Below are 18,570 nucleotides of genomic sequence, written 5' to 3'. Positions count from 1 at the left end.
GTAGTTTTACTGAACCATCGAATACGTAATTAATGATTTAAAATCAGTTGTTTGGCCACGCAATCCGGATATGCACGGGGCAAAAGAAAAGGCCCCGGCAAGCTTCCCGCCGGGACCTTTTTTCGTCCGCCTTATTGTAACAATCCTCAGGTCGCCTGCCGCCGCAGGAAGGCCGGGATATCAAGATGGTCATCTCCCTGTGGCGCCGGGGCAACAGGCGCGGGACGGCCGTGCATGTCCAGGCCCTGCGGCGCGGGACGACGTGCATACTCGGACACCGGCTCGGTAGAAGCGATTTGCTGCGCCACGGTCTTCTGGGGGCGGCGATCGGGCAGTGGCGGCATCGCGGGACCGGCGGTGCGGGCCGCGATCGGCGCCTCGGTCTCCTCGTCACGACGGCCGAGGCCGACATTGGCGAGGCGCTGCAGCAGCGACAGCCGGGTCTTCTGCGGGGTCTCCTCCTCGACCTCGCCGCGGGCCTGGCGAAGCTCGGCCTGGGCGGGCATCGGAAGTTCCTCGATCCGCGGCATCCGCGGTGTGCGGACCGGTGCACGCTCGGCCTGCGGAGGGATGAAGGTTTCCGGCGTCATCGGCTCTTGCATGGCCATCGGCGCCTGCTCGGGCTCGGGGAACAGCGTGGGCTTCTGCGCGATCGGGCGCACGGTAACGTCGCCATAGGTCTGCATCGGCGCGGGAGCCTGCGGAACGTCCGCAACGGCGGCGGCGATGGCGGCAAGCGCAGCGCGCTCGACGTTCGGACGCGGAGCCGTGGGAGCGGCGGCAAATTGGCCGGTTCCTGTGGCCGGGGTCTGTCCTTCGAACTTCTGGGCGCGCTCGGCCATGCGCTGATTGTCAGCGCGCAGCCGCGCGGTCAAATCGGCAAGACGGCTCTCGGCAGCCGCGGCGGGAGCGGCGGGAGCCTGCTGCGCCTGCGGAGCAGGATTCGCCACGGGAGCGCTGGTGGCCTGGCTGTTGCGCGCGATCGCGGCCTGTTCGATGCCGGTGGCGACGACCGAGACGCGGATCAGACCGTCGAGGGCTTCGTCGAAGGTGGCGCCGACGATGATGTTGGCGTCCTGATCGACTTCCTCGCGGATGCGGGTCGCAGCTTCGTCGACCTCGAACAGGGTGAGATCCTTGCCGCCGGTGATGGAGATCAGGAGGCCCTTGGCGCCCTTCATCGAGCTATCGTCGATCAGCGGGTTGGCGATCGCGGCTTCGGCGGCGGTCAGCGCGCGCTTGTCGCCGGAGGCTTCGCCCGTGCCCATCATCGCCTTGCCCATCTCGCGCATGACGGCGCGAACGTCGGCGAAGTCGAGATTGATCAGGCCTTCCTTGACCATCAGGTCGGTGATGCAGGCAACGCCCGAATAGAGCACCTGGTCGGCCATCGCGAAGGCGTCGGCGAAGGTGGTCTTCTCGTTCGCGACCCGGAACAGGTTCTGGTTCGGGATGATCAGCAGCGTATCAACGACCTTGTGCAGCTCATTGATGCCCGCTTCCGCGGTGCGCATGCGGCGGCCGCCCTCGAAGTGGAAGGGCTTGGTCACGACGCCGACGGTGAGGATGCCCATCTCGCGCGCGATCTTGGCGATCACGGGAGCTGCGCCGGTGCCGGTGCCGCCGCCCATGCCGGCGGTGACGAACACCATGTTGGCGCCCGAGAGATGGTCACGGAGTTCGTCCATGACTTCTTCGGCCGCGGCCGCGCCGACCACCGGCTGCGAACCTGCGCCCAACCCTTGCGTGGCCGCCGTGCCCATCTGCACGATGCGCTGCGCCTTCGACATCGTCAGCGCCTGCGCGTCGGTGTTGGCGACCACGAAGTCGACGCCCTGGAGGCCCGCCGTGATCATGTTGTTGACGGCGTTACCACCGGCGCCGCCGACGCCGAACACGGTGATGCGGGGCTTCAGTTCGTGAATATCAGGAACATTGATGCTGATGGTCATGTTTGCCTCTCGATCACGCGCGCGTGGGTTCGCCCCGGCCGGCGGCCGCGGGAGTTGGTGAAAATCGAATATTGCGGGAAGGAGTCATCAGAAGCCCTCGCGTAGCCATCGTCCGACCTTTCCGAAATACCCGCCGGTCCCCGTCCTGACCTGCTGCCGCGTATGCCGCGGTTCGACATGTTCGTGGTGAACATATTGCGGGTAGACGAGCAGTCCGGCCGGCACCGCGAAGGCGGCGTTCTTCGCCTCGTTGGGCAGCCGGCCGAAACCGAGCGGACGTCCGACCCGCACGGGCCGGCCGAGAATCTGCGTTCCGAGCTCAACGAGACCCGTGAGCTGCGAGGCCCCGCCCGAGAGCACGACGCGGCCGTTCGGCTCCGAGGCGAAGGGCGAATCCTTCAGCTTGTCCCGAACCATTTCGAAGACTTCCTCGGCACGATGCTTGACGATGTTGGCGATGGTAGCGCGGGAGACGATCTGCGGCAGATCCTGCTCGTCACCGGCTGTCGGTACAGACATCAGCTCACGCGAGTCCGATCCGCCGGTGATGACGGTCCCGTATAACGTCTTGATTCGCTCGGCATCGGCAATGGTCGCGGAGAGTCCGCGCGCCAGATCCATCGTGATGTGTTGCCCGCCGACCGCAAAACCCGCGGCATGCACGAAGTGGCCGCCGGAAAAGACCGCGATCGTGGTGGTGCCCGCGCCCATTTCGACCACGGCGGCGCCGAGATCGGCCTCGTCGTCGGTCAGCACCGACAGGCCTGCCACATAGGGGCTTGCCGCCATGGCTTCGACGTTGATGTGGCAGCGTTCGACCGCCAGCATCAGGTTCCGCGCCACCGTGGCGTCGCAGGTGACGACATTCATGTCGATGCCGAACTGATGCGCAACCATGCCGCGGGGGTCGCGGATACCTTTGACGCCGTCAAGCGTGTAGCCGACCGGCAGCGCGTGCAGCACGGTGCGGCCTTCGCCGGTGGCGTGGCGCATGCCGGTGGAGGTGACGCGGCTGACATCGGCCGGTGTCACGGCGCCGCCGCGGATGTCGGCCGCAGCTTCGACCAGCTGACCGGAGAGCCGGCCGCCGGAGACCGACAGCAGCACGGACTCGACCCGCACCTTGGCCATTTTCTCTGCAAGCCCGACGGCCTGTCGCACCGCCTGCTCGCATTCGCCGAGATCGATCACGGCGCCGGCCTTCATGCCGCGCGACTGAATCTGGCTGTAGCCGATCAGCTCCACCGCATGGGTCCGGTCGCGCAGGGCTTCGCTCGGCGCCGACGGCTTCAGCCGGGCGATCATGCAGGCGATCTTGCTGGTGCCGATGTCGAGGCAGGCGACGAGGCCGCCGCGCTTGTGCGGCATCGGGCGTGTCTTCGGTGTCTGGGTGCGATCAAGACCGGTCATGCAGCGTCCCCGGCCTTTTTCTTCTTCTTGTCCTTGAACAAATCGTCGCGCGCCTTGGCGGCGTCCTCGGACAGCTGCACCACCAGCCGATCGGGCAGGCGCAGGTCGACGGCGACGATGTCGCGGGAGAACAGCCTGTCCTCCTTGTCGAGCCTGGACAGCATCGCAAGCGCGTTGCCGACGTCCTGTTCGGGCAGGCGGATGTCGAGGCCGTCCTTGAGCCTCAGGTTCCAGCGCCGCTCACCGACGAAGATCGCGGCCTTGGTAATGGAATTGACCTGCGGATAGCGCGCCAGCAAAGCGAGGAAATCGCGGGCCTGCGTCTCGGCGCCCTTGCCGACCACGAGCGGCAGCGACAGGAAGCGGCGCGAGACATAGGGTTCGAGCACGGCGCCGTCATCGGCGATGACGGAGAGCCGGCCGGCCTCCTGCCACAGCGCGAACGCCTTGCGCTCGGTGAGCTCGATCATGAGCTGGCCCGGATAGAGCTTCAGCACGGTCGCATCCGCGATCCAGGGATTGGCCTTGAGCTTGTCGCGCACGGCGTCGGCGTCGAGAAACAGCAGCGAGGATCGGCCGCTGACGCCGCCGATCGCGAGGATCTCGTCCTGGCTGAGCTGCTTGCGACCGTTGATCACGACGGAGGTGATGCGGAAGCCGGCGGAATTGGCCAGCGCGTTGCGGGTGTCGTTGACCGCCGTGATGAAATCCTGGAGATGGCCGCCCTTGACGATACCGAAGCCGCAGCTTCCGATCAGGAGCAGCACCGTCATGCTGATCCCGACCCGGCGCGGCAGATAGCGCTCGACCAGCGCGACCAACCGCGGCGGCGGCTCGCGCTCGACGATGGCTTTGGCCCTGGTCTTTTCCTTGGCGGCAGCACGGGCGCCGAGAACTCTTTCCTGACGCTTGTCCTGCACCCACTCGCGCAGAAGCACGACCGCTCCGATAGCGGCCGCCTTCAGGTCAGCTTGGGGCCTCAGCGATCTGAAAAGCGACCGAGTGAGGCTTCCTGCTCCATCCATTGCACGAGCTCGTCAACAGTTTGCCCGCGACATCGCGCGGGTCCTGGCGAACATGACGTCTCGGACTTGCCGGGCCGGGTGCTGGTCTTCAGCAGAAGAAAACCTCTCCCCTTCAGAGCGTTCGCTGGGGGTGACAACACCCGCAACGGTCCACGCGCCGGCAGCCAAAGCGTCATATGCGCCGCCAGCGTTAACCTTCGGACGTCCTGGTAAACAAAAGGTAAAGTTCGTTAACGACGTGAGCTTTTTGCCCAGGCCTGTGAGGCATTTATGCCGCAATATCCGGCATTTTACCGGTTTTGGGTTCCAAAACCGGCCGTTTCGCCAGTTCGGCCGTTAACCAGTCCTAATTATTTTCGCACACCGGCCACAGCGAGCTCGATCAGGCCGCGCAGGAAGTCGACGAACTCGATGCTCTCGGCCTTCAGCGCCTTGGGGTAAAGCGAGGACTTGGTCAGGCCGGGCAGCGTGTTGGTTTCGAGATAGACCAGCCCCTTGTCCGAGACGATGAAGTCCGAACGGGAATAGCCGGTACACGACATCGCCCGGTGCGCCAGCATCGCCTGGTGCTTCAGCGCGGCGGTGATTTCGGGTGCGAAACGGCCGGGACAGATCTCTTGGGTCGACTTCAAAAGATATTTCGCCGCGTAGTCGAAACTGCCCTCGCCCGGAATGATCTCGATCGGCGGCAGCGAGATGATCGAGCCGTCCGGCCGCTCCAGCACGCCGCAGGTCGCCTCGACGCCGGAGATGTAGGGCTCGATCACGTACTCTTCGTGCTTGGCCGCATTGCGAACGGCGACGAGATCCTGCTTGGCGTTGACGAAGATCAGGCCGTAGCTCGAGCCATCCCTGGCGGGCTTTGCGATCAGCCGGCCGTATTCGGCGAAGGCCTCGTCGATCTGGTCCAGCGCAATGTTGGCCGGCGGCGTCACGCCGCCGAGCGCGGCGAAATGCTTGGCCGCGATCTTGTCGAACGCGAGATGCGAGGAGGCCGAGCCCGATCCGGTGAACGGCACGCCGCGCGCTTCGCACATCACCTGCAATTCGCCGTTCTCGGCACGCCCGCCATGCAGGCCGAGCACCAGCACGCGGTCCTCCGCCCTGGCCTGGTCGAGCGCCTGCTCCAACGGAATGCCCGACGTGCCCGGCTTGAACTCGTCCTCGAACGGGCGGGCATGTTCGAGCAGCTGTTTGGACTGCACGACATGCACCTTGTCCTCGACGTCCCACCACCAGAGATCGGCCTCGGGCAGCGCCTGATGCAGCGCCTGGGCTGAGGCGACGGAAACCAGACGTTCGCGGTTGGAGCCGCCGAAGAGGATGGTGATGCGCATGTTCTCTCGTCGCTTGTCCAAATTAGCCGGGAATTCCGATCCGCTTGATTTCCCAGTGTAGCTCAATTCCGGAATTTGCCTTCACCCGTTCACGTACGGTCTCGCCCAGCGTCTCGATATCGTGCGCGGTGGCATTGCCCGTGTTGATCAGGAAATTGCAGTGCATCTCGGAGACTTCTGCACCGCCGACGCGCAAACCGCGGCAGCCGGCGGCATCGACCAGCTTCCAGGCGGAATGGCCGGGCGGATTCTTGAAGGTCGAGCCGCCGGTCTTTTCGCGGATCGGCTGCGCGGTCTCGCGATGGGTTTGCACTTCCGCCATGCGCGCGCGGATCGCCTCGGCATCCCCCATCTCGCCGCGAAAACGCGCGGAGGTGAAGACGATGGAAGCATCGACGCCGCTGCTGCGGTAGACAAACTTCATGTCGGCATTGGAGAAGATGTGCTTCGTGCCGTCGCGCCCGACGCCACGCGCCTCGATCAACACGTCCTTGGTCTCGCCGCCATTGGCGCCCGCATTCATGCGCAGCGCGCCGCCGATCGTGCCGGGAATGCCGAAGTAAAATTCGAGCCCGCCGATATTGGCCGACGCGGCGACTTCCGCCACGCGCTTGTCGAGCGCGGCTGCGCCCGCGGTGACGACATCGCCGCTCGCGCTCGCCTCGCCAAAGGCGCGCGGCGCAAGCCGGATCACCACGCCCGCCATGCCGCCGTCGCGCACGATCAGGTTGGAGCCGACGCCGACGACATAGACGGGAATGTCGCTTGCGAGATGCGCGAGGAAATAAGAGAGATCGTCCTCATCCGTCGGCGTGAACAGCACCTGCGCGGGACCTCCGACGCGAAACCAGGTGAGCTCGGCGAGCGACTGGTTCGCCAGCAGCCGGCCGCGAAGATCGGGCATCACGGCTTTGAGGTCGGGTGTGATGTCGGGGAAGCTCACTGCGCTACCCCAGCGCCTTCAATTCGCCGGGCAAGGCATACGCCCATTGCGTGATGTTGCCGGCGCCCAGACACACGACGAGATCGCCGGACTTCGCCACGCCCTTGACGATGCCAGCGAGATCGGACGCCGCGGGCAGCGGGATCACCTCGCGGTGGCCGTGGGCGCGCAGGCCCGCGGCGAAATGGTCGCGATCGATGCCTTCGATCGGCGTCTCGCCCGCAGCATAGACCTCGGCGACGATCACCGCATCCGCATCGTTGAAGCAGGTGCAGAATTCCTCGAACAGCGACTGCAGGCGGGTGTAGCGATGCGGCTGCACCACCGCGACGATCTTGCCGTTGGTGGATTCCCGCGCCGCCTTCAGCACCGCCGCGATCTCGACCGGATGATGGCCGTAGTCGTCGATGACGGTGACGCCGTTCCACTCGCCGGTCTTGGTGAAGCGGCGCTTGACGCCGCCGAAGCCGGCGATCGCCTTGCGGATCGCCTCGTCCGACACGCCGAGCTCGCGCGCGACCGCAATCGCGGCGGTCGCGTTGGAGGCATTGTGGCGCCCCGGCATCGGCAGCATGAGATCGGAGATCTCGTGCACGGCGCCCGTCTTGCGATCGCGGAAGGCAACCTTGAACTTCGATCCGCCGCCCGTCGGGGTCAGGTCGACGAAGCGCACATCGGCCTGCGGATTCTCACCATAGGTGATGATGCGTCGATCCTCGATCTTGCCGACAAGGGTTTGCACCACGGGATGATCGATGCACATCACGGCGAAGCCATAGAACGGCAGGTTCTCGACGAAATGGCGGAAGGCGTCCTGCACCGCCTCGAAGGTCTTGAAGTGATCGAGATGCTCGGGATCGACATTGGTGACGATCGCGACCTCGGTCGGCAGCTTCAGGAACGTGCCGTCGCTCTCGTCCGCTTCGACCACCATCCAGTCACCCGCACCGAGACGCGCATTGGAGCCGTAGGCATTGATGATGCCGCCGTTGATCACGGTGGGATCGAGGCCGCCGGCGTCGAGCAGCGTCGCGACCATCGTGGTCGTGGTGGTCTTGCCGTGGGTGCCGGCGATGGCGACGCAGCTCTTCAGCCGCATGAGCTCGGCCAGCATCTCGGCGCGGCGCACCACGGGGATGCGCCGTTCGCGCGCCGCCGTCAGTTCCGGATTGTCGCGCTTGATCGCGGTAGAAACCACGACGACCTCGGCGCCGTCGACGTTCTCCGCCTTGTGGCCGACCGAGACCCTCGCACCGTTCTTGCGCAGGCGGTCGAGATTGTAATTGTCGGAGGCGTCCGAACCCTGCACGGAATAGCCGAGATTGAGCAGCACCTCGGCGATTCCGCTCATGCCTATCCCGCCGATCCCGACGAAGTGGATAGGTCCGATCTCGCGCGGCAGTCTCATTGTGTATCCCGCAGTTCCCTTCGTCATGCCCGGGCTCGTCCCGGGCATCCACGAATCCTTACCACTTCTTGCAAGACGTGGATGGCCGGGACAAGCCCGGCCATGACGGCAAAAGTAGGAATTCCGGCCGATTTCGCGTCAGATTCCCGCGATTTTGGCCACCAGATCGGCCAGCCGCTCCGCTGCGTCGAGCCGGCCGGCGCCGCGGGCGGCCTGCGCCATGGCGGCAAGACGCGCGGGCTCGGCGGCGAAGGCGGAGATCTCGGCGGCGAGGCGATCGGAGGAAAACTCGGTCTGCGGAATGCGGATCGCACCGTCGACCTTGGCCAGCACGCCGGCATTGGCGAACTGGTCCTGGTCGATCGCGCCCGGCAGCGGCACCAGGATCGAGGGCCGCCCCATCGCGGCAAGTTCCGCCACGGTGCCGGCGCCTGAGCGCGACACCACCAGATGGTTGGAGGCCAGCCGTGCCGGAAGATCGGTGAAAAACGGCGCGAGCTCGGCCTTGATCTTCAGTCTGTCGTAGACCGCACGCACGCGCGCCATATCCTCGTCGCGCACCTGCTGGGTGAGGACGAGCCGGCTCCACAGCGCAGGCCCGAGGCGCTCGATCGCGCCCGGCACGATGTCGGCCATGATGCGCGCGCCCTGGCTGCCGCCGACGACGAGCAGGCGCAGCGGACCGTTCACTTCAGGCGCAGCATATGGCACGCCAGCTGCGGCGAGGATCGCCGGACGCATCGGCGTGCCGACCGTCGTGGTCTTGCCTGAAAGCGCCGGATCGCGATCGAGCACGCCGGGCAACGACGTCGCGATGGCTTGGACGCGGCTCGACAGGAACCGGTTGGCGCGGCCGAGCACCGCATTGGCGTCATGGATGATGCCGGGCACGCCGGCGAATTTTGCGGCGACCAGCGGCGGCAGCGTCGGATAGCCGCCGAAGCCGACGACGGCGACCGGCTTCAGTCGCTTGATCAGGCTGTAGGCGGACAGCGTGCCGGCCGCGAGCGTCAGGCCGGCATAGGCGAGCTGCAGCGGATTGCGTCCGCGCGCAGTCTCGCTCGAGACGACGTCGATCATGTCCTTGGTGAACAGTCCGCTGTAGCGCAGCGCGCGCTCGTCCGTGACGAGGCGGACGCGGAAGCCGCGCCGGATCAGCTCGACGCCGAGCGCCTCGGCCGGAAACAGATGGCCGCCGGTGCCGCCCGCGGCGAGAAGAATCAGGGGGGAGGTGTCCATGGTGGCGAGTTTTACAAGGACTCTTTCGTCATTGCGAGCGCAGCGAAGCAATCCAGACTGCCACCGCGGAGAGATTCTGGATTGCTTCGCTTCGCTCGCAATGACGAAAAACTATGCGTAGCTGCGCATCGCCTCGGCGTGGCCGCTCGCCTCGACTTCGGTGCGCGGGCGCAGCCGCGTCAGCGCGAGCATCATGCCGACACCATAGGCCAGCGACACGATCGAGGAGCCACCATAGGAGATGAAGGGCAGCGTCATGCCCTTGGCGGGGATGAGCTGGAGATTGACCGACATGTTGATGGCGGCCTGCACGCCGAACAGGATCGCCAAGCCCGAGGCCGCGAAGCGCGAGAACATGTCCTCGTTGGCATAGGCGCGCGACAGCGTCCGGATGACGACGAAAGCAAACAGTGCCAGCATCGCGAGGCACAGGATGATGCCGAACTCTTCGGCGGCAACCGCGAACACGAAATCGGTGTGGCTGTCGGGCAGGCTGCGCTTGGCGATGCCCTCGCCCGGTCCGAGGCCGAACCAGCCGCCATTGTAGAAGGCCTCCATGGCGGTATCGACCTGGAAGGTGTCGCCCGAGGCCGGATTCATGAAGCGCTTGATGCGGCCGGCGACGTGGGGAACAAAAAGATAGGCGCTGAACAGTCCGGCGGCGCCGAGGCCGGCGAGCCCGAACACCCAGATCATCCGCATGCCCGCGATGAAGAACAGCGAGCCCCACACCATCAGGATCAGCATGGTCTGGCCGAAGTCGGGCTCCATCACCAGCAGCGAGACCAGCATCAAGAGCAGCACCAGCGCCATCGAGGTCGCCGGCATTTCTGGCCGCCTAGTGGATTCCGCGAACAGCCAGGCGGCCATGACGACGAACGACGGTTTTGCGATCTCGGAGGCCTGGATATTGAGGCCGAGTAGCGTGATCCAGCGCCGCGAGCCCTTTACTTCGGGGCCGATCGCGAGCGTCAGCACGATCAGGACGATGCTGACCGCAAAGATGATCAGCGCCGAGCGACGGATCGCCCGCGGCGACAGGAAGGACACCCCGAGCAGCACGATGCAGGACGGCACCAGGAATAGCACGTGGCGGCTGAAGAAGTGGAAGGGATCGAGCCCGATGCGGGTCGCAACCGGCGGGCTCGCCGCCAGCGACAGGATCACGCCGGTCAGCATCAGCGCCAGGATGGCACCCATCAGCGGCTTGTCGACGGTCCACCACCACTCGGAAAAGGGGGTGCGTTCTTCACGGGAGAGCATGGCGGCCGCTTTCGGACAGAGGTCGGTCCATTGGTCGCCGAGGTTGGTTACCGGGGGGTTAAGGAAACGGGGATGATTGGAGATGAAGGCGAGCGCTTACCTCAAATGCCCGTCATGCCCCGCGAAAGCGGGGCATCCAGTATTCCAGAGACGTCGAGGGTTCATAACCACAGCCGCGGCGTACTGGATCACCCGGTCAAGCCGGGCGACGACAGCGGAGCAACAACCAGCAGCGTCCCTACACCACCGGCTTCATGCCCGGCAGCGCCTGCACCAGCTCGCGGAACCTGGTGCCGCGAATTTCGAAGTTGCGATACTGGTCGAAGGAGGCGCAGGCGGGCGACAGCAGGACGACCGCGTCAGCGATGCCTGACGCCTCCGCATCGCATGCGGCTTGCTCGACGGCGACGTCGAGGGTCTGGCTGATCTCGTGCGGCACCTTCGTGCCGAGCGTGCCCGAAAATTCCTGCGCGGCCTCGCCGATCAGATAGGCTTTTCGGATGCGCGGGAAGTAGCCGGTGAGGCCGGTGATTCCGCCGGCCTTCGGCTTGCCGCCCGCGATCCAGAAGATGTCCGAAAAGGACGACAGCGCATGCGCGGTGGCGTCGGCATTGGTGCCCTTGGAATCGTTGACGAACAGCACGTTGCCGCGGCGGCCGACCTGCTCCATGCGATGCGCAAGGCCGGGGAAGCTGCGCAGGCCGTTCTGCAAGACGTCGAGGCCGATGCCCATCGCGAGCGCGGCGGCTGCCGCGCACGCCGCGTTCTGCGCATTGTGCAAGCCGCGCAGAGAACCGATGCCGCCGAGCGCCGCGATTTCGCTGCGCGCGCCGCCCGAATTGCGCACGATATGGCCGTGCTCGACATGGATGCCGCTGGCCAGCGGATTCTTGACGGAGATCCGCACCACGTTCTTGCCGGCGCGATCGAGCCGGTCGGCGATATCGCGGCAAAAGCCGTCGTCGACGCCGACGATCGCGGTGCCGCCGGCCTGCACACCGGCAACGAGTCGCTCCTTCACCGCGGCGTAATGCGCGATGGTGCCGTGGCGATCGATGTGGTCTTCGCTGACATTGAGCAGAATGCCGACGGAGGGATCGAGTGAAGGCGTGAGGTCGATCTGATAGGACGACATCTCGATGACGTGGACGCGGCCCATGCCCGGCGGCTCCAGCGACAGGATCGCGGTGCCGATATTTCCGCCCATCTGGGTGTCATAGCCGGCGACCTTGGTGAGATGCGCGATCAAAGCCGTCGTCGTCGATTTGCCATTGGTGCCGGTGATGGCGACGAACGGCGCATCCGGCGCGTGCCGGCGCCTTTCGCGGCAGAACAGCTCGATGTCGCCGATCACCTCGATAGCGGCCTCGCGCGCCTTCAGCACGCTCCAATGCGGCACTGGGTGGGTCATCGGCACACCGGGCGCGAGCACCAGCGCGGCGAAATTCGCCCATGAGACGTTGCGCAAATCAGCCGTGATGAAGCCCGCTTGCGCGGCCTTGGCGACATTCTCGGCGCTGTCGTCGGCGGCGATCACCTCGGCGCCGCCCGCTTTCAACGCGTGACAGGAGGCGAGCCCCGAGCCGCCGAGGCCGAACACCGCGACCGTCTTGCCGGCAAAGGACGTGACGGGGATCATCGATCGTTCACCGCAGCTTCAGCGTGGATAGGCCAGCGAGCGCCAGCATCACCGAGATGATCCAGAACCGGATCACGATCTGGGGCTCGGTCCAGCCGAGTTGCTCGAAATGGTGATGGATCGGCGCCATCCGGAAGATGCGTTTTCCTGTCATCTTGAACGACACCACCTGCACGATGACGGAGACCGCCTCCAGCACGAACAGGCCGCCGATCACCGCGAGCACGATCTCGTGCTTCACCGCGACCGCGATCGCACCCAGCATGCCGCCGAGCGCGAGCGAGCCGGTGTCACCCATGAAGATCGAGGCCGGCGGCGCGTTGAACCAGAGGAAGCCGAGGCCCGCGCCCAGCAGGGCGCCGCAGAGCACGGCGAGCTCGCCGGTGCCGGCGACATATTTGATCTGGAGATAGTCGGCGAACACCGCGTTGCCGGCGAGATATGCGATCATGGCAAAGCTCGCAGTCGCGATCATCACCGGCACGATGGCAAGGCCGTCGAGACCGTCGGTCAGGTTCACCGCGTTGCCGGCGCCAACGATGACGAAGGCGCCGAACACGACGAAGAACCAGCCGAAATGCAGCACGGTGTCCTTCAGGAAAGGAATCGTCAGCGCGGTCGACGCGGGATCGCGGTTCAGCCGCACCAGCGCGTAGCAGGCCACCAGCGCGATCGCCGCCTCGATCAGCAGGCGAAGCTTGCTGCCGAACCCGGTCGTGGTCTGCTTCGTCACCTTGAGATAATCGTCATAGAAGCCGACGAAGCCGAAGCCAAGCGTCACCGCCAGCACGATCCAGACGTAAGGGTTGAGCGGATTGGCCCACAGCACCGTGCCGACCGTGAGACCGGACAGGATCATCAGCCCGCCCATGGTGGGCGTGCCTTTCTTGGCGAGATGCGATTGCGGACCATCGGCCCGGATCGGCTGGCCCTTGCCTTGCCGGATGCGCAGATGGTCGATGATCCAGGGTCCGAACAGGAATACGAACAGCGCGCCGGTGACGACGGCGCCGCCGGTGCGGAAGGTGATGTAGCGGAAGACGTTCAGGAAGGTGCGAACGGCACCGAAGCCCGGAAATGTGTTGGAGAGCTCGATCAGCCAGTAAAACATTCAGACGGTCCTATGGCGCCTTTGCACGCGCCTTGATCTTGGCCTTGTCAACCTGCCTCACGCGCATTCGCTGGTCTTCATCATCGGGTCGGGCGACCTCTAAAGAAAACGAACGGCTTCGCGCCGGAAAGGGGGGATTCGGGAACAGCGCCTTCCAAGCAGTTTACGCCCTTGCCTGCAAGGCGGCCACTAGGCCCGGCACAAACTTGTTCACCCAGAACATCTTCTTGCTGCCCTTGACAACCACGACATCGCCTGCCCTCAGCAGATTTGCGACCTCGCCCGGCTTCAGCGTGACGGGGTCGTCGTGCCAACCGAGACCCTTGCCGGCTGGAAGCACCTCGAACAGGTGACGCATCAGGGGTCCGACGCAATAGACGCCGTCGATGCCGTCGAGATGCCTGGCGAGGTCGATGTGATAGGTTGGTGCGCCGTCGCCCAGCTCCAGCATGTCGCCGAGCACGGCAATGCGGCGGCCACCGGTCGTGTTGCGCGCCTGCAAGCTTTGCAGCGCGGCAGCCACGCTGGCCGGATTACCGTTGAAGCTGTCGTCGATCACGGTGACGCCACCGGCCGCCTGCTCGACGCCACGGCCGCTCATGATACCGACCCGGTCGAGCTTGATCGCAAGCGTCGCCGCATCGAGGTTGGCCGCACGGATCGATGCGAGCGCGGCCAGCGCATTCTGAACGCGATGCGGCGCGCCCGGCGTCAGGCTGAACGCGATCTCCTTCTTGCCGAGCGCGGCCACGACCTGCCAGCTGTCGCCGTGCGGCGCGTGCGCGACTTCATGCACCTCGGCTTTCTCGCCGAAGCGTATGACCTTGCCCTTCCAGTCCGGCGCCTTGATCCCGGCGGGCAGCACCAGCACGCCTTCCGCGGGCAGGCCGAGTGCAATCGACACCTTCTCGCGACGGATGGCTTCGAGCGAGCCGAGCTTCTCCAGATGCACCGGCTGGACGTTGACGACGAGCGCGACCGTCGGCCGCGTCAGTTCGCTGAGCCGCGCGATCTCGCCGGCCTGGTTCATGCCCATCTCGACGACCCAGAGATTGGCATCGGGGCGCGCATTGCACAGCGTCAGCGGCACGCCCCAGAAATTATTGAAACTCGACGGGCTGGCATAGGCATTGGGATAGGCCGCGAGGAATTCCTTGGTGCTGGTTTTGCCCGCGCTGCCGGTGAGCCCGATCACCGGCCCGTTGAAGCGCGCGCGTGCCGCGCGCGCAAGGCCCCAGAGGCCGTCGATCAGCGTGTCCTTCACGACGATCTGGGGAATGCGGATGCCCGCGATCTCGTGCGGCACGATCATCGCGACCGCGCCCGAGGCTTCCGCCTTGTCCGCGAACTCCCAGCCGTCACGTGCGCTGGCGAAGGCCGAGATGAAGCCGCCGCTCGGGGTGCCGCTCAGCGCGACGAAGAGGCTGCCCGGCTTCACCAGCCGGCTGTCCTGGGTGACGAAGTCGATCGGCGTGTCCGGGAACGATCCGGCGGCGCCCAGCGCGCGCGCCACTTCGGCCACCGTCCATATGGGCGCGCTCATGCAATCCTCGACGCTAATGCGGCGGCGACCGCCTCGTGATCACTGAAGGGCAAAACCTCTCCGCCGACGATCTGCCCGGTCTCGTGGCCCTTGCCGGCGATGAGCAGCGCATCGCCATCTTCCAATTCGGCGATCGCGGTGCGGATCGCCGCGGCCCGGTCGCCGATTTCGCGGGCGCCCTTGGCGGCGGCGAGAATTTCGGCGCGGATCGATTCCGGCTTCTCGCTGCGCGGATTGTCGTCGGTGATGATGACACCGTCGGCGTTGCCGGCGGCGATCTCGCCCATGATCGGACGCTTGCCGGCATCGCGGTCGCCGCCGGCGCCGAACACGACGACCAGCCTGCGCCTGGCGTAGGGACGCAGCGCCTGCAGCGCCTTGGCCAGCGCATCGGGCTTGTGCGCATAGTCGACGAAGATCGGCGCACCGTTGCGCTCTCCGACGCGCTCTAACCGGCCCTTGGCGCCTTCGAGATGTTCGAGGCTCGCGAACACGTCCGCGGCGTCGCCGCCGGTGCCGATGGCGAGGCCAGCCGACACCAGCGCATTCTCGATCTGGAACTCGCCGACCAGCGGCAGCCGGATCGTATACCGCTTGCCGCGATGTTCGAGCGCGAGCACTTGCGAAAATCCTTCGACCTCCGCACCGGCGAGACGAATGCCCTCGCCCGCCCCGTCGCCGTTGCGACCGACTGCCATCACGCGCAAGCCGCGCGAATTCGCAGCACTGATCGCCTCCGCCGAGCAATCATGATCGGCGGAGATCACGGCCGCGCCCCCCGGCGGGACAAGTTCGCGGAACAGCCTGAGCTTGGCCGCGAGATAATGCGCGACGGTCGGATGGTAATCCATGTGGTCGCGCGAGAGATTGGTGAAGCCGCCGGCGGACACGCGCACGCCGTCGAGGCGATATTGGTCGAGCCCGTGAGAAGAGGCCTCGAAGGCGAGATGCGTGACGCCCTCGCGCGCGATCTCGTCCAACTGCCGGTGCAGCGCGATCGGATCGGGCGTCGTCAGCGAGCCGTAGACGGTACGTTTCGGCGAGACCAGGCCGATGGTTCCGATACTGGCGGAGGCGTGCCCGAGCCGTTCCCAGATCTGCCGGGTGAATGCGGCGACCGAGGTCTTGCCGCTGGTGCCGGTCACCGCCGCAATTGTCGCAGGCTGCGCGGGAAAAAATCTTGCCGCGGCCAGCGCCAGCGCGCGGCGCGGATTGGCAACTGTGATGAACGGCACCTTGCAGCCGTCAGGCGCATGGTCGCCGACGACCGCCACCGCGCCTGCGGCAATCGCGGCATCGATAAAGCGCGCACCGTCGGTCTTGCTGCCCGCAAGTGCGAAGAAGAGATCGTCTGGCTTGACCGCGCGGCTGTCGAGCGCAACGCCGGTCACGTCGAGCGCCGCGACCGCGGGCTCGATTGCGGCGTCATTGCCCTGAACGTCCTGATCGAGGAGGTCGCGCAGCTTCATGGTCTTCCAGTCGACATGCCGGACCGGATCGCCGAATCTGCAGGGAAATCCCGACTCAGCAGCGGCAACGGCCCACCCGGTTGATTACTGGGTTGTCCTGGATGCTGCAAGAATAAGGCGCTCGGACGGCGGCAGGTCGAACCGCGGCTCGACACCCAGAAGCGGCGCGATCCGCTCGATCACCTTGCCGCCCGTGGGCACCGCGTTCCAGCCCGAGGTGATGAAACCCTTCGTTTCGGGAATGGCCTGGGGCTCGTCCAGCATGATCAGGATCTGATATTTCGGATCGTCGCAGGGCATGATCGCGGTGAAGGAGTTGAGCACCCGTTTCTTGGCATAGCGGCCGTTGATGACCTTCTCGGACGTGCCGGTCTTGCCGCCAACGTAGTAACCCTTGACGTCGGCGGTCTTGGCGGTGCCGATTTCTGCATTGAGCCGCATCAGGAACCGCATCTTGTCGCTGGTCTCCGTCCTGATGACGCGCTTGGCCATCGCCGCCGCTTCGGCCTCGCTGCGCTTCATGAAGGTCGGCGGAATCAAATAGCCGCCGTTCACCAGCGCGTTGATGCCCATCACCGCCTGCAGCGGCGCCACCGACATGCCTTGGCCGAACGCGATGGTCACGGTGTTCAGCTCGCCCCAGCGGCGCGGTATCAGCGGAGCCGCGCTTTCCGGCAGTTCGGTGCGCAGCCGCGTCAACTGGCCCATCTTGCCGAGGAATGCCTTGTGCGCCTCGACGCCCTGCCCGAGCGCGATCCGCGCGGCGCCGATGTTGGACGAGAACGTGAACACTTCCTTGGTGTTGATGAAACGTCCGAGCGCGTGGCTGTCATGGATGGTGAACTTGCCGTAGTGCAGGTTTCCCCGTGCATCCCACATCGAGTTCAAATTGATTTTGCCGGAATCGAGCGCCATCGCCAGCGTGAACGCCTTGAAGGTCGAGCCCATCTCGTAGACGCCGGTGGTCAGGCGATTGATGCGGTCGGGATCGTGCGCTTCCTTCGGATTGTTGGGATCGAAATCCGGCAGCGAGACCATCGCCACGATCTCGCCGGTCTTGACGTTGGAGACGATGCCGGAGGCGGCCTTGGTGTGGTATTTCTCCTTGGCCTTCAGCAGCTCGTCACGCAGTGCGTGCTCGACCCGCAGATCCACCGATAGCTCGATCGGCTTTTGCAGCCGGTCGGTGGCAAAGCCCGCGCGGTGGAGATCGGCGAGCCCCTGATTGTCGAGCCACTTCTCCATGCCGGCGATGCCCTGGTTGTCGATGTTGACGAGACCAATGAGGTGGGCGACCTCGTTGCCGGTCGGATAGACGCGCTTGTTCTCGCGCAGGAAACCGATGCCGGGAATGCCGAGCTTGTGGATGTCCTGCTGCTGCTTCGCCGTAATCTCGCGCTTGAGCCAGACGAAGCCCTTGCGCGTCTTCAGGCGCTCGCGCACCTCGGCCTCGTCGAGGTCGGGCACCGTGGCGGTCAGAAGTTCGATTGCCTCGTCCTTGTCGATGATGCGACGCGGCTCGCCGAACAGGCTCGACGCCTTGACGTCGGTCGCGAGGATCGCGCCGTTGCGATCGACGATGTCGGGCCGCGCGGTCGCGACCACCTCCTGCGCCGCGGCGCGGCGCGCGCCGTGGGCGTCGGCGCCGATCGCGAACATCACTAGCCGGCCGCCGATCAGGGCGTAGACCGCGCCAAAGGCGAGCATCGCCAGGCCGACGCGCGCCCGCGCCTTGGCCGCGCGATCGACGTTGCGCCCGTACAGCAGGCTGCGGATCAGGCGCTGGCGCCAAGGCTCAGTCGGCTTTTCTGCCGGTTTGGCCGGGGTCACAGCATTCATGGCTTGTCCTCGGGCTGAGGTACGGCGCCCGTCACATTATCGGGATCGCTGGCGGCTTCGATGGTGTTGAGCATGGCGCCGATCGGATCCGGCTCGCCCGGCCTGAACATCCGCGGCGGGCGCTCGGGCAGATTCTTCAGTGAGTCATATTGCGTGCCGTTGACCGGCTTGAGCTGCAGATGCCGATCGGACAGGCCCTGCAGGCGCAGGGGCGCATCGAGCTTGGCCCATTCGGAGCGCAGCGCCGCGATCGCATCGCGCTGCTCGCGGATCTCCGCATGCAGCCGCAGCACCTTTTCGGTGCGCGCCGTGGAGTCCATCTTGATCCTATAGACATAGGCTGCCGCGAAGATCAGCGCGCCGATGACGAGGAGGTGGATGAAGCGCATGCG

Annotated in this window: 14 protein-coding genes; all 14 read right to left on the bottom strand. The window is 65.7% G+C overall.

From position 1 onward, the window contains the following. Positions 1-146: 146 nt before the first annotated feature. The 14 genes from ftsZ to ftsL all read right to left on the bottom strand — a co-directional run bounded on the left by ftsZ (position 147) and on the right by ftsL (position 18,567). Positions 147-1,952, bottom strand: a complete 1,806-nt coding sequence (gene ftsZ, locus AC0L3B_RS09165; protein ID WP_018454245.1) for a cell division protein FtsZ — start codon at positions 1,950-1,952, stop codon at positions 147-149. Between the two features lie 87 nt (positions 1,953-2,039). Continuing rightward, the gene (gene ftsA / locus AC0L3B_RS09160; protein ID WP_018454244.1) at positions 2,040-3,362 is read right to left on the bottom strand and encodes a cell division protein FtsA; all 1,323 of its coding nucleotides are present in this window, start codon (positions 3,360-3,362) and stop codon (positions 2,040-2,042) included. Then, entirely contained in the window at positions 3,359-4,387 is a 1,029-nt protein-coding gene (locus AC0L3B_RS09155; RefSeq protein WP_026232695.1) for a cell division protein FtsQ/DivIB, read from the bottom strand. The genes ftsA and AC0L3B_RS09155 overlap by 4 nt, the downstream gene beginning before the upstream one ends. 350 nt (positions 4,388-4,737) lie before the next feature. Further along, a complete protein-coding gene (locus AC0L3B_RS09150; RefSeq protein WP_085349138.1) occupies positions 4,738-5,724 on the bottom strand; it encodes a D-alanine--D-alanine ligase family protein in 987 nt (328 codons plus the stop codon). A gap of 22 nt (positions 5,725-5,746) precedes the next feature. Then, on the bottom strand, positions 5,747-6,667 hold the full coding sequence (gene murB, locus AC0L3B_RS09145; RefSeq protein ID WP_473380310.1) for a UDP-N-acetylmuramate dehydrogenase: 921 nt from the start codon (positions 6,665-6,667) through the stop codon (positions 5,747-5,749). A gap of 4 nt (positions 6,668-6,671) precedes the next feature. Then, positions 6,672-8,075 (bottom strand): UDP-N-acetylmuramate--L-alanine ligase, encoded by a 1,404-nt coding sequence (gene murC / locus AC0L3B_RS09140; protein WP_026232694.1) that lies wholly within the window; start codon positions 8,073-8,075, stop codon positions 6,672-6,674. A gap of 138 nt (positions 8,076-8,213) precedes the next feature. Further along, entirely contained in the window at positions 8,214-9,314 is a 1,101-nt protein-coding gene (gene murG, locus AC0L3B_RS09135) for an undecaprenyldiphospho-muramoylpentapeptide beta-N-acetylglucosaminyltransferase (protein ID WP_473380309.1), read from the bottom strand. Between the two features lie 111 nt (positions 9,315-9,425). Continuing rightward, complete coding sequence (gene ftsW / locus AC0L3B_RS09130; RefSeq protein WP_018454238.1) at positions 9,426-10,577, bottom strand: putative lipid II flippase FtsW; 1,152 nt, start codon at positions 10,575-10,577, stop codon at positions 9,426-9,428. A 238-nt stretch (positions 10,578-10,815) separates the two neighbouring features. Beyond that, positions 10,816-12,216, bottom strand: a complete 1,401-nt coding sequence (gene murD, locus AC0L3B_RS09125; protein WP_018454237.1) for a UDP-N-acetylmuramoyl-L-alanine--D-glutamate ligase — start codon at positions 12,214-12,216, stop codon at positions 10,816-10,818. Between the two features lie 7 nt (positions 12,217-12,223). Continuing rightward, positions 12,224-13,327, bottom strand: a complete 1,104-nt coding sequence (gene mraY, locus AC0L3B_RS09120; protein WP_007600847.1) for a phospho-N-acetylmuramoyl-pentapeptide-transferase — start codon at positions 13,325-13,327, stop codon at positions 12,224-12,226. A gap of 163 nt (positions 13,328-13,490) precedes the next feature. Then, positions 13,491-14,870, bottom strand: a complete 1,380-nt coding sequence (locus tag AC0L3B_RS09115) for a UDP-N-acetylmuramoyl-tripeptide--D-alanyl-D-alanine ligase (protein ID WP_018454236.1) — start codon at positions 14,868-14,870, stop codon at positions 13,491-13,493. Then, a complete protein-coding gene (locus AC0L3B_RS09110; RefSeq protein WP_018454235.1) occupies positions 14,867-16,339 on the bottom strand; it encodes a UDP-N-acetylmuramoyl-L-alanyl-D-glutamate--2,6-diaminopimelate ligase in 1,473 nt (490 codons plus the stop codon). The genes AC0L3B_RS09115 and AC0L3B_RS09110 overlap by 4 nt, the downstream gene beginning before the upstream one ends. Positions 16,340-16,423: 84 nt before the next feature. After that, on the bottom strand, positions 16,424-18,178 hold the full coding sequence (locus AC0L3B_RS09105) for a peptidoglycan D,D-transpeptidase FtsI family protein (protein ID WP_018454234.1): 1,755 nt from the start codon (positions 18,176-18,178) through the stop codon (positions 16,424-16,426). Then, on the bottom strand, positions 18,175-18,567 hold the full coding sequence (gene ftsL / locus AC0L3B_RS09100) for a cell division protein FtsL (protein ID WP_018454233.1): 393 nt from the start codon (positions 18,565-18,567) through the stop codon (positions 18,175-18,177). The genes AC0L3B_RS09105 and ftsL overlap by 4 nt, the downstream gene beginning before the upstream one ends. Positions 18,568-18,570 lie beyond the last annotated feature (3 nt).

Source organism: Bradyrhizobium sp. Kon56 (genome assembly GCF_055807635.1).
Note: the sequence above shows the minus strand (reverse complement) of the source record. Positions and strands in the feature narration are given on the sequence as shown.

What these genes read in the sequence shown, in the direction of transcription:
- AC0L3B_RS09105 (WP_018454234.1), bottom strand. Translation starts at nt 18,178, where the DNA reads ATGAATGCTGTGACCCCGGCCAAACCGGCAGAAAAGCCGACTGAGCCT.
- murG (WP_473380309.1), bottom strand. Translation starts at nt 9,314, where the DNA reads ATGGACACCTCCCCCCTGATTCTTCTCGCCGCGGGCGGCACCGGCGGC.
- AC0L3B_RS09110 (WP_018454235.1), bottom strand. Translation starts at nt 16,339, where the DNA reads ATGAAGCTGCGCGACCTCCTCGATCAGGACGTTCAGGGCAATGACGCC.
- murC (WP_026232694.1), bottom strand. Translation starts at nt 8,075, where the DNA reads ATGAGACTGCCGCGCGAGATCGGACCTATCCACTTCGTCGGGATCGGC.
- AC0L3B_RS09115 (WP_018454236.1), bottom strand. Translation starts at nt 14,870, where the DNA reads ATGAGCGCGCCCATATGGACGGTGGCCGAAGTGGCGCGCGCGCTGGGC.
- AC0L3B_RS09150 (WP_085349138.1), bottom strand. Translation starts at nt 5,724, where the DNA reads ATGCGCATCACCATCCTCTTCGGCGGCTCCAACCGCGAACGTCTGGTT.
- mraY (WP_007600847.1), bottom strand. Translation starts at nt 13,327, where the DNA reads ATGTTTTACTGGCTGATCGAGCTCTCCAACACATTTCCGGGCTTCGGT.
- AC0L3B_RS09155 (WP_026232695.1), bottom strand. Translation starts at nt 4,387, where the DNA reads ATGGATGGAGCAGGAAGCCTCACTCGGTCGCTTTTCAGATCGCTGAGG.
- ftsZ (WP_018454245.1), bottom strand. Translation starts at nt 1,952, where the DNA reads ATGACCATCAGCATCAATGTTCCTGATATTCACGAACTGAAGCCCCGC.
- ftsL (WP_018454233.1), bottom strand. Translation starts at nt 18,567, where the DNA reads ATGCGCTTCATCCACCTCCTCGTCATCGGCGCGCTGATCTTCGCGGCA.
- murD (WP_018454237.1), bottom strand. Translation starts at nt 12,216, where the DNA reads ATGATCCCCGTCACGTCCTTTGCCGGCAAGACGGTCGCGGTGTTCGGC.
- ftsA (WP_018454244.1), bottom strand. Translation starts at nt 3,362, where the DNA reads ATGACCGGTCTTGATCGCACCCAGACACCGAAGACACGCCCGATGCCG.
- ftsW (WP_018454238.1), bottom strand. Translation starts at nt 10,577, where the DNA reads ATGCTCTCCCGTGAAGAACGCACCCCCTTTTCCGAGTGGTGGTGGACC.